The sequence below is a fragment of the Cytobacillus dafuensis genome (assembly GCF_007995155.1).
Lineage (GTDB): Bacteria > Bacillota > Bacilli > Bacillales > Cytobacillaceae > Cytobacillus > Cytobacillus dafuensis.
Map to the genome: position 1 here is coordinate 4452815 of NZ_CP042593.1, position 12099 is coordinate 4464913.

At 40.0% G+C, this 12099-nt stretch carries 9 protein-coding genes; 1 reads left to right on the top strand and 8 read right to left on the bottom strand.

What is annotated here, in order from left to right; genetic code table 11:
* Nucleotides 1-298: 298 nt before the first annotated feature.
* From ftsX to FSZ17_RS21250, 4 genes are all read right to left on the bottom strand, one after another.
* Nucleotides 299-1192 (bottom strand): permease-like cell division protein FtsX, encoded by an 894-nt coding sequence (ftsX, locus tag FSZ17_RS21235; protein ID WP_057773127.1) that lies wholly within the window; start codon nucleotides 1190-1192, stop codon nucleotides 299-301.
* Nucleotides 1182-1868: a cell division ATP-binding protein FtsE gene (gene ftsE, locus FSZ17_RS21240; protein WP_057773125.1), complete on the bottom strand. Its 687-nt coding sequence runs from the start codon at nucleotides 1866-1868 to the stop codon at nucleotides 1182-1184. The genes ftsX and ftsE overlap by 11 nt, the downstream gene beginning before the upstream one ends.
* A gap of 1017 nt (nucleotides 1869-2885) precedes the next feature.
* Entirely contained in the window at nucleotides 2886-3227 is a 342-nt protein-coding gene (cccB, locus tag FSZ17_RS21245; protein WP_057773123.1) for a cytochrome c551, read from the bottom strand.
* Between the two features lie 54 nt (nucleotides 3228-3281).
* Nucleotides 3282-4148, bottom strand: a complete 867-nt coding sequence (locus tag FSZ17_RS21250; protein ID WP_057773121.1) for a YitT family protein — start codon at nucleotides 4146-4148, stop codon at nucleotides 3282-3284.
* Nucleotides 4149-4445: 297 nt separating this feature from the next.
* Between FSZ17_RS21250 and FSZ17_RS21255 the strand changes: the two genes are divergently transcribed.
* Nucleotides 4446-4967, top strand: a complete 522-nt coding sequence (locus FSZ17_RS21255) for a hypothetical protein (RefSeq protein WP_057773119.1) — start codon at nucleotides 4446-4448, stop codon at nucleotides 4965-4967.
* 129 nt (nucleotides 4968-5096) lie between these two features.
* Here FSZ17_RS21255 and prfB read toward each other — a convergent pair.
* The 4 genes from prfB to hpf all read right to left on the bottom strand — a co-directional run bounded on the left by prfB (nucleotide 5097) and on the right by hpf (nucleotide 11909).
* Nucleotides 5097-6198 (bottom strand): peptide chain release factor 2 gene (prfB, locus tag FSZ17_RS21260; RefSeq protein WP_146846557.1). Its coding sequence is split into 2 segments (ribosomal slippage): nucleotides 5097-6125 and nucleotides 6127-6198, totalling 1101 coding nucleotides; the frame shifts between segments, so codons are not numbered across the junction.
* Nucleotides 6199-6551: 353 nt separating this feature from the next.
* The gene (gene secA, locus FSZ17_RS21265; RefSeq protein WP_057773115.1) at nucleotides 6552-9059 is read right to left on the bottom strand and encodes a preprotein translocase subunit SecA; all 2508 of its coding nucleotides are present in this window, start codon (nucleotides 9057-9059) and stop codon (nucleotides 6552-6554) included.
* 411 nt (nucleotides 9060-9470) lie between these two features.
* Nucleotides 9471-11081: a gamma-glutamyltransferase family protein gene (locus FSZ17_RS21270; RefSeq protein ID WP_057773113.1), complete on the bottom strand. Its 1611-nt coding sequence runs from the start codon at nucleotides 11079-11081 to the stop codon at nucleotides 9471-9473.
* A gap of 276 nt (nucleotides 11082-11357) precedes the next feature.
* Complete coding sequence (gene hpf, locus FSZ17_RS21275) at nucleotides 11358-11909, bottom strand: ribosome hibernation-promoting factor, HPF/YfiA family (RefSeq protein WP_057773111.1); 552 nt, start codon at nucleotides 11907-11909, stop codon at nucleotides 11358-11360.
* Nucleotides 11910-12099: the final 190 nt, after the last annotated feature.

The window sequence follows — 12099 nt, forward strand, 5'->3', positions numbered from 1 at the left end:
ACCTAATTTCAAATAGGTATAGATGATTATTAATAATTCAATATATGAAAAAAAGGGACGGGTTATGAGAATTTTATTACAAGCGGGAATATAGCTTGGATCGTGAGGAGATTTCTTTTTAAAATCAGAAAAACTTGGCATTCGACAAGTCTTTTTTGGCGAATGCCTTAGTTTTTATTATACGATCTTATTAGCAGATATTTAATTGAACACACTCTTTACTTTAGCACGTTAATAGACTTAACCTTTCCTTTTAGCGAAAAAAGGAAGAAGCCGCAGCCTCTTCCTCTAAATTTTACTATATTCTTAAAAATTTCCTTACAGACATCATACTTCCCCAGATCCCGATGAGACCACCCATTAGAAGAAGCAATGCAGATACTTGATATACAAAAGGATTATAATTGAGAAGCTCAATAAAATTGCCTTTTAGCTTCGGCTCTAAGAAATCAAAGAAATAATGGTAGGATGTAGCGATAAGAATGATTGGCAGAACTGCACCGAGAATGCCGAGCCACAGCCCTTCAAGGAAGAATGGCCATCGAATAAAGGAATTCGTTGCTCCTACTAATCTCATAATCTCAATTTCTCTTCTTCTTGCCGTAATCGTAATCTTAATTGTATTAGAAATTAAGAACATCGCCGTAAACAACAATCCTACGATCAGCACAATTCCGAAATTTCGGCTTGAATTAATAAAGGAAAAGAGTTTTTCAACACTTCCTTGGCCATAGTTTACCTTAGCTGCATAATCCATTTTTTCAATTTTCTTAGCAACCATCATTGTATCGTTCGGGTCCTTCGTTTTTACAACGAAGACATCATTTAATGGATTATCTTGTTCAAACAGCCTATAGGCTTCCCCTTCTTCTCCAAAGCTCTCAATAAGATTATCTAATTCCTCATCTTTAGGGGAATAGCGAACCGATTTTACTTCAGGGATCTTTTCAATTTTCTGGCCTAACGCTTTTTGGTCCTGCTCATTGGCAGCGACATCAATATGAACGCGGATTTCTACCTGCTTTTCAATATCAGTAGCCGCTTTATTCATATTCATCATGATAACAAAAAATACTCCGACCAATAAAAGGGTCACCGTAACAGCACTAACAGATGCAAAGGTCATCCAACCATTTCTAGCAAGGCTTTTCAAGCTTTCTTTTAAATGACGGTTTAAGGTTCTAGCTTTCATATCCGTAATCACCTCTTTGTTCATCACGGACAATTTTCCCGCCCTCTATTGCAATTACGCGGTGTTTAATGGTATTTACAATTTCCTTATTATGTGTTGCCATAACCACAGTCGTACCCCTCGTGTTAATTTCATCAAAGATGTTCATGATTTCCCATGAAGTATCTGGATCAAGGTTACCTGTCGGCTCGTCTGCGATAACCACTTTAGGAGAATTCACGATGGAACGTGCAATGGATACACGCTGCTGCTCCCCTCCAGACAATTCAGTCGGAAGCATCCGAGCTTTATGCTTCAAGTTTACAAGATCCAAAGTTTCCATGACCTGTTTTTTAATATATTTTGGCTGCTCCTCTGTTACCTCTAGAGCAAATGCAACATTCTCGTATACAGTTAGAGTCGGAAGCAATTTAAAATCCTGGAAAACAACCCCAATATTACGTCTAAGAAGCGGTACCTTGCTAGATTTTAATTTTGCAAGATTTACACCATTGATCATAATTGTTCCACTCGTAGGCTTTTCTTCTCTATACATCATTTTGATAAAAGTAGATTTCCCCGCACCGCTCGGACCTACCACATACACAAACTCTCCTGCTTTAATATGCACATCTATTCCATTGGCTGCAATAACTCCGTTTGGATACTTCTTATATACATCTTGCATTTCTATCATTAACATCACCTAATCTATTGTGTTTATTTAGAAAAGCGGAAGCGGCTTGATCAGGGGCGACAAGCATAAGACGAGCCGGCGAGAAGGTTGTTCTTTAACCTTCTTGACGGATTGGCTTATGACCTCGAGCCCCTAGTCGCTGAAGCTAGACAAAGAAAAGCGGAAGCTGCTTCGCTTCTATTAATCTTTATATAGTAAAACGAATTCATCACATATTATTTTATTAAAACATCTTTCGATAAAAAACGACAACATTTGAACAGAACATAACTAGGATGCTCTTGGTAATTTCCGTACACCCCATTATAACATCATAATTTGTCTTATTACGTTGAAAAATTATTACATTTTCTTTTCAATATGAAAATTTACCTATTCTATCTATTTTTTTACACCTAATAATCTATTTTTTAAGAGGAGAAGTGGTCAGAAAGGAAGATAAATGGACCACCGCTCGTAGTTTTTAGCGGAGAAGTGGTCAGAAAGGAAGATAAATGGACCACCGCTCGTAGTTTTTAGCGGAGAAGTGGTCAGAAAGGAGGATAAATGGACCAACACTCGTAGTTTTCAGCGGATGAGTGGTCAGAAAGAGAGCTAAATAGACCACTGCCTGCAGTTTTTGAGAGGAGAAGTGGTCAGAAAGGATGCTAAATAGACCGCCGCTCGTAGTTTTCAGCGGATGAGTGGTCAGATAAAGAGCTAAATAGACCACTGCCTGCAGTTTTAAGAGGAGAAGTGGTCAAAAAGGAAGCTAAATGGACCATCGCTCGTAGTTTTCAGCGGATGAGTGGTCAGAAAAAGTGCTAAATAGACCACTGCCTGCAGTTTTAAGAGGAGAAGTGGTCAGAAAGGAAGATAAATGGACCATCGCTTGTAGTTTTCAGCGGATGAGTGGTCAGAAAAAGTGTTAAATAGACCACTGTCCGTCATTTTCCTCTATCATCCAAAGACAGTGAAAAATTGTTCATATGAATTAAAAAAACGTCCTGCGCGAACAGAACGTCTTTCGAGAGCTAATTACTTTTTAGCTGCTAACCACTCAGCAACTTGTGATGCTTCATCACCACTAAGAAGACCACTTGGCATTGCACCTTTACCATTGGCGATAATGTTTTCAATATCTTCCTTGGAAAGCTTAGAACCTGCTTTATCAAGTGCAGGACCTACAGAACCTTCAAGGTTGCCGCCATGACAGCTTGAGCACTTTTGATCATATAGCTTTTGAGCATCTCCAGCAGCTGTTGTGGTTTCTCCACCTTTTGTTGTACCTGTGTCCTTCTCTTTTGTATCATCTGCGCCACCGCAAGCTGCAAGAACAAGAGAAGTACCCATAAGTAATGCAAGAAGCTTCTTTTTCACTGCAAAATCCCCCTCTGGAAAAATTACATACTACAGCTACATTATACCAATATTCTACACCCGTTTGAAACCCTCACCAAGGACCTCAGAAGCGTCAGTTACCACGATAAACGCTGTCGGGTCAATGGATTTGACTAATTGTTTCAACTTTGTGAACTCCGTCTGGTCAACGACACACATAAGAACAGGGCGCTCATGATCAGTATAACCACCGTATGCTGTTAGTTTTGTCACTCCTCTATGGATTTTATTCAAAATTCCTTCACGAATTTCATTTTGTTTATCCGTAATAATCAATGCCATTTTTGAACGACCAAACCCTATCTGAACAATATCAATCGTTTTACTTGTTACATAGAGGGCCAGCAAGGCGTAAAGGCCTCTTTCAATATCAAACACAATCGCTGCTGTAAGAACAATCAAACCATCAATCATCGCAACACATGTCCCTAAAGAAAGGCCGGTATATTTATTAATGATTTGGGCAGCGAGATCTGTCCCGCCTGTAGATGCCTTCCCTTTGAAAACAATTCCCAAACCCAGACCAACGCCGATTCCGCCAAATAAAGAGGCTAGCAAAGGATCATGGGTCCATGCCTCAAAATCTTTTGTTAAAAAAACGACAAAAGGAAGAAAAATCGTTCCTACAAGTGTTTTTACACCGAATTGCTTACCTAGTAAGATTACTCCAGCAATAAAAAGTGGAATATTTAATGCCCACTGTACGTACGCAGGCTCCCAGCCAACAAGCTCATTCAAAATCGTACTAATTCCGCTCACCCCTCCAGAGGCGACCCGATTCGGAAGCAAAAACACGTTAAAAGTAAACGCAATGATTGCAGCACCAATCAGTACGTAAATATACTCTCGTAGAATCCCCGATTCTGAGTTTTTTATGGAATCAAGCTTATTTTTCCCCATACAACTTCTCCTTTAGTTCTCTGTCAATGTTATATCTTCTATTCATGTGAAGAACACAGCCTCGAAAAGCCTTAATTTTTTTAGTTAATCTTTTTTTCGACAGTTACCGACAGAGTATAGCATGGGGAATAATCATGTGTAAATCCCATTAGATTGCTGTATTAAAGAAATAAACTGAATTCGATTGTTTGAACTCATTTTGTAGTAGGTTATGGAATATTTCCTTATACTATTAATTAATATTGAAAGATTTTTTATTATGTTTCCGTGGTATAATCTTGAAAAGGAGGTGAGAGAATGGAGAAAATTCTTAATAAAATTTTGGCCGAGTTAAAAGAGCATTCGAATAGATTTGACTTAATGGATAAGAGATTTGATACCGTTGAAGTTAAGCTAGAAAATGTCGAAAATCGATTAGATCGTGTTGAAGTTAAGTTAGAAAATGTCGAAAATCGATTAGATCGTGTTGAAGTTAAGTTAGAAAATGTCGAAAATCGACTAGAGAATGTTGAATTTAAATTAGAGAATGTCGAAAATCGACTAGAGAATGTTGAATTTAAATTAGAGAATGTTGAAGTTAAATTAGAGAATGTCGAAGGCGAATTAAGCGATGTCAAAGGTCGATTAGGGAATGTGGAAGATGGCCTTTGCAAGCTTGAAAACACGATTAATAATAATGCAACAGAATTTAGAAGCCATTTCAAGCATATCGAGTTCAAGCTGGATCAGCATGAAGAAACCTTTCGTATTATTTCCGATAAGTTAACAGGAAACAAAAGTGATAGCAAATACCTCAATGATAAAAGCGGCACTCATTAAGCAGTAATGGATGCAGTCATAAGAAAAATCCACGTCAAGTAATTGCCTCAATTTTTTCATAGGCAAACGCCAATTTTTCCAACATAAAGAAGCCTTTGCCGAATTGAATATTTGGCAAAGGCTATTATTTTAACTTAATTTCGAACGAAGAAATGCATCAATAAAAGGATCAAGGTCCCCATCCATAACACCTTGAACATTACCAGACTCTGTGCTAGTCCGGTGATCCTTTACCATGGAATAAGGATGGAAAACATAAGAACGGATTTGGCTACCCCAGCCGATTTCCTTTTGTTCGCCTCGAATATCTGCAAGCTGCTGCTCCTGCTCTTCAATTTTCTTTTGGTAAAGCTTTGCTTTAAGCATTTTCATAGCACGGTCACGGTTTTTTATTTGTGAACGCTCCGTTTGGCAAGTAACGACCACACCCGTTGGAATATGGGTAATCCTCACAGCAGAGTCTGTTGTGTTAATGTGCTGCCCACCAGCACCACTTGCACGGTAAGTGTCAACCTTCAAATCTTCTGTGCGAATATCAATATCGATCTCATCATTAAACTCAGGCATGATTTCACAGGATACGAAGGAAGTATGTCGGCGGCCAGAAGAGTCGAACGGTGAAATCCTAACTAAACGGTGCACGCCTTTTTCCGCCTTCAAATATCCATATGCATTGTGACCTTTAATTCCAAGTGTAACACTTTTAATTCCGGCCTCGTCACCTGGAAGATAGTCCAATGTTTCTACTTTAAAGCCTTTCTTCTCTGCCCAACGAGTATACATACGAAGAAGCATGGAACCCCAATCCTGAGACTCCGTTCCTCCAGCTCCTGGATGCAGTTCAAGAATCGCATTATTTTTATCATATGGCTCACTAAGAAGAAGCTGAAGCTCAAACTCGTTTAAACGCTTCGTCATTTCCTTCAGTTCACTCTCAAGCTCTTCCTGCAGCTCTTGGTCATTTTCTTCCTTAACAAGCTCATACGTTAACTCAAGGTTTTCATAAGTTTCATTTAAATCATACAGTTCATGAACCTGATCCTTTAATCCATTAAGCTCCCCAATGACAACCTGAGCCTGCTGCTGATTATCCCAAAATCCAGGCTGAAGCATTTCATCATCAAGTTCAGCAATCCGTGCCTCTTTATTTTCTAAGTCAAAGAGACCCCCTAAAGTCCGCCAATCGCTTAGCTGTTTTTTCTAGTTCATTTCGAATATCTGCTAATTCCAATTTCGTCACCTCTTATTTAGTTTAAATCGTAACCACTTTTAGAAAAACTTGGCATCCGCTAGGTTTTTCCGGCGATGCCTTAGTCTTTCTTACGCGATATTTTTTGCAGAGACTAAATTAAAGTCTCAATCTCACTTTAGCACGTTAATAAACTTAAACTTTCCGATTAGCTTAAAAACATGATACTTATTATACTGCTTCAATAAATTAATTTCACATAAAAGTACGTGTTCGTCAATTTTATTTTTAATAAAGGCAATTATTGTGTATTTTAACCCCTAAACAGCCTTCTAAAAAGCAAAAAAGAAAGCCGGCTTAGCTGTCATTAGCGGCTCGCCGGCCTTCTTCATCTATTAAATTCCACAACAGTTTTTATACTTTTTACCGCTTCCACATATACATGGATCATTTCGGCCAACATCAATTTGTTTGGTGACTGGCTTTTTCTTCACCTTTTCTCCGTCTTCCTTTGGATTCACGGCTTGGCCTTTTGCCACTTCCTGGCGCTCTAGATTATTGCGAATTTCAGCTTTCATAATATACTTCGCAACATCTTCCTCAATAGCAGCAATCATATGCTCAAACATCGCAAAGCCTTCCTGCTGGTATTCGCGCAGTGGATCAATTTGTCCATATGCACGAAGGTGGATCCCTTGGCGGAGCTGATCCATTGCATCGATATGATCAATCCATTTCGAATCAACAGCGCGAAGCACGATTACCTTTTCGAATTCTCGCATTTGCTCAGACTGAAGAACTTCTTCTTTTTCATCGTATCGTTCCTTCACTTTGGCAAAAATAACTTCAACGATTTCTTCTGAATCCTTGCCACGGAGCTGATCGATTGTAATATCTCCTTCATGAAGAAGATTTCCATTCACATAATCGATAAGACCTTGTAAATTCCACTCTTCCTCATCTCCATTATTAGGAGCAAAACCTGCAACATTACGTTCAATGGTAGTCGTAATCATATTCTCAACGATTTCGCGAAGATTCTCTGATTCTAATACCTCGTTACGCTGTGTATAAAGAATTTCACGCTGCTGGCGGAGAACATCATCATAGGAAAGAAGCTGTTTACGAGCATCAAAGTTATTGCCCTCTACACGTTTCTGTGCAGATTCAACTGCCTTGGATACCATTTTACTTTGAATTGGCTGTGAATCATCCATGCCAAGACGATCCATCATTGATTTCATATTATCAGAACCGAAGCGGCGCATTAATTCATCTTCCATTGAAAGGTAGAATTGAGTAATCCCCGGATCTCCTTGACGTCCAGAACGTCCGCGGAGCTGGTTATCAATACGGCGGCTCTCATGTCGCTCCGTTCCAATGACGGCTAAGCCTCCTAATTCTTTAACCCCTTCACCAAGCTTAATGTCCGTACCACGACCAGCCATATTCGTTGCAATCGTGACAGATCCTTGTTCACCAGCATCAGCAATAATTTCAGCTTCACGGCCATGGTTTTTCGCGTTCAACACATTATGGCGAATCCCTTTTTTCGTTAAATATTTTGAAATCACTTCTGATGTTTCAATCGCAACGGTACCAACAAGAACAGGCTGGCCTTTTTGATGACGCTCAGCAATATCCTCAACAACGGCACGGAATTTTCCATCAATGGATGAATAAATCAAGTCTGCGCGATCATCACGAGCAATCGAACGATTCGTTGGAATCACAACAACATACATATTGTAAATATTGCGGAATTCCTCTTCCTCTGTTTTCGCAGTACCCGTCATTCCCGAAAGCTTTTCATACATACGGAAGTAGTTCTGGAATGTAATCGTAGCAAGCGTCATGCTTTCATTTTGAATGTCCAGACCTTCTTTTGCCTCAATTGCCTGATGAAGACCATCACTATAGCGACGTCCCTTCATCAAACGGCCTGTGAATTGGTCAACAATGACAATTTCTCCATCTTGAACGACATAATCAACATCAAGATGCATGCTTGAATTAGCTTTTAATGCCTGAGTAATGTGATGGTTTAAAGAAACATGCGTAATATCAAATAAGTTTTCAATTCCAAAAGCACGCTCAGCCTTCGTCATTCCTTCTTCTGTCAGCTGAACTCCTTTTGTTTTTTCATCATACGTAAAATCTTCTTCTTTTTTCAAAGTACGGACAAACGCATTGGCTTGAATATAAAGCGAAGTCGACTTTTGTGCTGTACCAGAAATAATTAACGGTGTACGAGCTTCATCGATTAAAATCGAGTCAACCTCATCAATAACAGCATAAAATAGCGGGCGCTGTACTTTTTGCTCTTTGTAAAGAACCATATTATCGCGCAAATAATCAAAGCCAAGCTCATTATTCGTGCTATACGTTACGTCGGCAGCATATGCAGCTTGCTTCTCTTCTTTATTTAGACCGTTTAAATTCAAACCGACAGTTAGACCGAGGAATTCATATAGCTGCCCCATCTCATTCGCATCACGGCTTGCAAGGTATTCGTTGACCGTAACGACGTGAACCCCTTTGCCTGATAATGCGTTCAAATACACAGGCATCGTAGAAGTTAATGTTTTCCCTTCTCCTGTTTTCATCTCGGAAATATTTCCATCGTGAAGGGAAGCCCCCCCCATGATTTGGACAGGATACGGATATAATCCAAGGACACGTCTCGCTCCTTCTCTAACAACCGCAAACGATTCAACTAGCAAATCATCCAATGATTCACCCTTTTGATATCGCGCTTTAAATTCCTCCGTTTTTGCCCGAAGGTCTTCATCAGAAAGCTTTTCCATATCTGAAGCCAAAGCCTCAACTTGTTCAGCTATTTTCGTAAGGCGTTTTAGTTCGCGTTTATTTTGATCGAACACTTTATTTAAAATCCCAAGCATTTAAAACGCTCCTTTATATTGGATATGAGAGGACAATAATGAAAGCCCTAGGCAAAACGCATTTTTAAAACAAGCGATTAAAAATGGCCAAAAAATGGCCTGTTTTTAGAATTTCGCCGCTTTCCGGCTAAATCCTCCCATGAAAGCTCGAATTTATTCCTATTAATATTACCACTTTCAAAATGGAGTGACAACTTATGTGGGGTGGAGAGGAAAACGGGAGTCACTGCTAAGAAAAAAGGGCTGTCCCAAAAGCATAGGTGTCAGGCTCCACGAACAATATCTAATATCAATAAGTGTGTGGGATTTAGATACTGTGTATTAAGTGGATGCCAGACACCTTATAGGACAACCTTAGTAAGGTTCTTATCATTTTTTAGGCTAGGTTAAACTTCCTTGTTTCTCATCCTCTTACCACGCTGCAATCATTCCGTCTGTTCGCGCCTCTGTTCCGCCCATTAACACACCTGTTTTAATATCTCGCCAAATGATTTGCCCACGGCCAAAGCCACCTAAATCAACCATCATTTCAATTTGATGCCCTTTTCTAATAAGTGCTTGGGCCAATGGATAGGGAAAATGCGGCTCAACAAGCACCTTTTTGTCTTCAACCCATTTCCATCTCGGTGCATCTAGAGCAGCTTGTGGATTTAGGTGAAAATCAATTGTATTCATCACCACCTGCATATGCCCTTGCGGCTGCATATAGCCCCCCATTACTCCGAAAGGACCAAATGCTTGATCTCCTTTTGTTAAAAATCCTGGCATGATCGTATGATACGTCTTTTTCCCAGGCTTCAATGCATTAGGATGATGCGGATCAAGCGAGAAATCATGCCCTCTATTTTGCAAGGCGATGCCCGTCCCGGGAACAACAAGCCCTGAGCCAAATCCCATATAATTACTTTGGATGAAAGAGACCATATTCCCCTCTCCATCCGCTGTGGCCAAATAAACAGTACCTCCGCTTTTCGGCTGATACGGCCATGGATTTATGGCATACTCGCCGATTTCAGCTCTCCTTGAAGCCGCATATTCCTCTGATAACAGATCTTCCACCGCTACCCTCATATCCCTTGGATCTGTAATAAAAGCGCGGCCATCTGTAAAAGCAAGCTTCATCGCTTCAATTTGCTTATGTAGGGTATCAACAGAATCCCGATGAATAAATGAAAAGCCTTTTACAATATTAAGAGCTAAAAGCGTGATCAATCCTTGTCCGCTCGGGGGAATCTCCCACACATCATATCCGCGGTAATTAACTTTAATCGGCTCTACCCATTCCGCTTGATAGCCTGCCAAATCCTCCTTTGATAGAAATTCATGATACTTCTTAGAAAATGCGGAAATTTTCTCAGCTAATTCCCCTTTGTAAAAGCTTTCTGCGTTTGTTTCCCCAATAGATCTCAATGTTGCAGCATGATCCTTTGAACTCCAGATCTCTCCAACTCTCGGGGCTCTTCCATGAGGAGCAAAGATTTCAAACCAATGCTTGAATTCATCACCTTTAAGAATTTGCTTGAAATTTTGATAGGCATACTCCCAATTCTTGCCTAAAGTAGGGGTCAAAGGGTACCCATTTTCTGCATATTCTATGGCAGGCTTCAGCACTTCCGACAATGAAAGCTTACCAAATCGTTTCGATAATTCTGCCCACCCTGATGGTGCACCTGGTACGGTAACAGGCAGCCATCCGTGGACAGGCATTTTTTCATATCCTCTTTCCTTCACCGCTTCAATCGAAATCGATTTCGGGGCAGGACCGCTTGCATCTAATCCATGCAGCTTTCCGTTTATCCAAACAAGTGCATAAGCATCCCCGCCAATGCCATTTGATGTCGGCTCCAAGACCGTTAAGGCTGCGGCCGTTGCAATCGCTGCATCAACCGCGTTTCCACCCTTTTTTAATATTTCTAAACCGACCTGTGCGGCTAACGGCTGTGAGGTGGCAACCATCCCTCTTTTAGCCATAACCGTTGTTCGTTGCGACGTATATGGATAATAATGAAAATCAAAGTTCATGGGGATCACCCTTTAATTGTTTTATTATTTTGATTATACCAAATAATAAAACAATTAAAGGGAAAATTTATCCCGTATTAACGTGCAGTAAGACCCCCACCTCAAGATTGAGAGAGAAATGTGGAAGATAGGTGGGGGACAACCGCCCGTAAAAGCCCCATTAGTTTAACTAACCATCAGTGGGGGATGAAAAAAACCCCCACTGATGGAAGTTTCACTTTATCTGCCAAAGGCGTAAAAAGACCCCCACTCAGTCAGAGTGAAGGTCTTGTTCTATTATTGTGCTTCAATTAAGCCGTAACGGCCGTCTTTGCGCTTGTACACTACATTCGTTAAGCTTGTTTCAGCATTCGTGAACACATAGAAGCTATGGCCTAGCATATTCATTTGCAGGATGGCTTCTTCGCTGTCCATTGGCTTCAGATCAAAGCTCTTTTGACGAACAACTTCAAGATCCTGATCCTCATCTACTACTGTTCTTTCTGACTCATCTAAAGTAACGAACATAGCAGGAATATTGCCTTTTTCACGGAATTTACGGTTTACCTTTGTTTTATGCTTGCGTATTTGACGCTCTAATTTATCAGTAATTAAGTCAATTGCTGCATACATATCATCATGAACTTCCTCTGCACGAAGCACTAAATTCGGCATCGGAATCGTTACTTCTACTTTAGAAGTTTTATCTTGATACGTTTTTAAATTAACATGCACGGTTGATTCAGGAGTTTCAGTAAAATACCTTTCCAATTTAGCAATCTTCTTCTCTACATACTCTCTAATTGCTGGAGTTACCTCAATGTTTTCACCACGAATGTTAAAATTCATAAGTGAGCTCCTCCTTTTCATTATACAAATGCCGTGCTTTCAAGGTTTGCTCGATCTGTAACGGCTTCCTTTAAAAGCACTAAGTCTTTTAATAAAGACTATATATTACAATTCTATTTTACCCTATAAAACTCCTGCTAGTACAGTGAAAAAGTTTGTGGGATTTGACGGTTTTGTGAAGTATAAATGA

Excerpts from the sequence above, each read along its gene's own strand:
- ftsX (WP_057773127.1), bottom strand. The coding sequence starts at position 1,192 with ATGAAAGCTAGAACCTTAAACCGTCATTTAAAAGAAAGCTTGAAAAGC.
- ftsE (WP_057773125.1), bottom strand. The coding sequence starts at position 1,868 with ATGATAGAAATGCAAGATGTATATAAGAAGTATCCAAACGGAGTTATT.
- FSZ17_RS21250 (WP_057773121.1), bottom strand. The coding sequence starts at position 4,148 with ATGGGGAAAAATAAGCTTGATTCCATAAAAAACTCAGAATCGGGGATT.
- FSZ17_RS21255 (WP_057773119.1), top strand. The coding sequence starts at position 4,446 with ATGGAGAAAATTCTTAATAAAATTTTGGCCGAGTTAAAAGAGCATTCG.
- secA (WP_057773115.1), bottom strand. The coding sequence starts at position 9,059 with ATGCTTGGGATTTTAAATAAAGTGTTCGATCAAAATAAACGCGAACTA.
- FSZ17_RS21270 (WP_057773113.1), bottom strand. The coding sequence starts at position 11,081 with ATGAACTTTGATTTTCATTATTATCCATATACGTCGCAACGAACAACG.
- hpf (WP_057773111.1), bottom strand. The coding sequence starts at position 11,909 with ATGAATTTTAACATTCGTGGTGAAAACATTGAGGTAACTCCAGCAATT.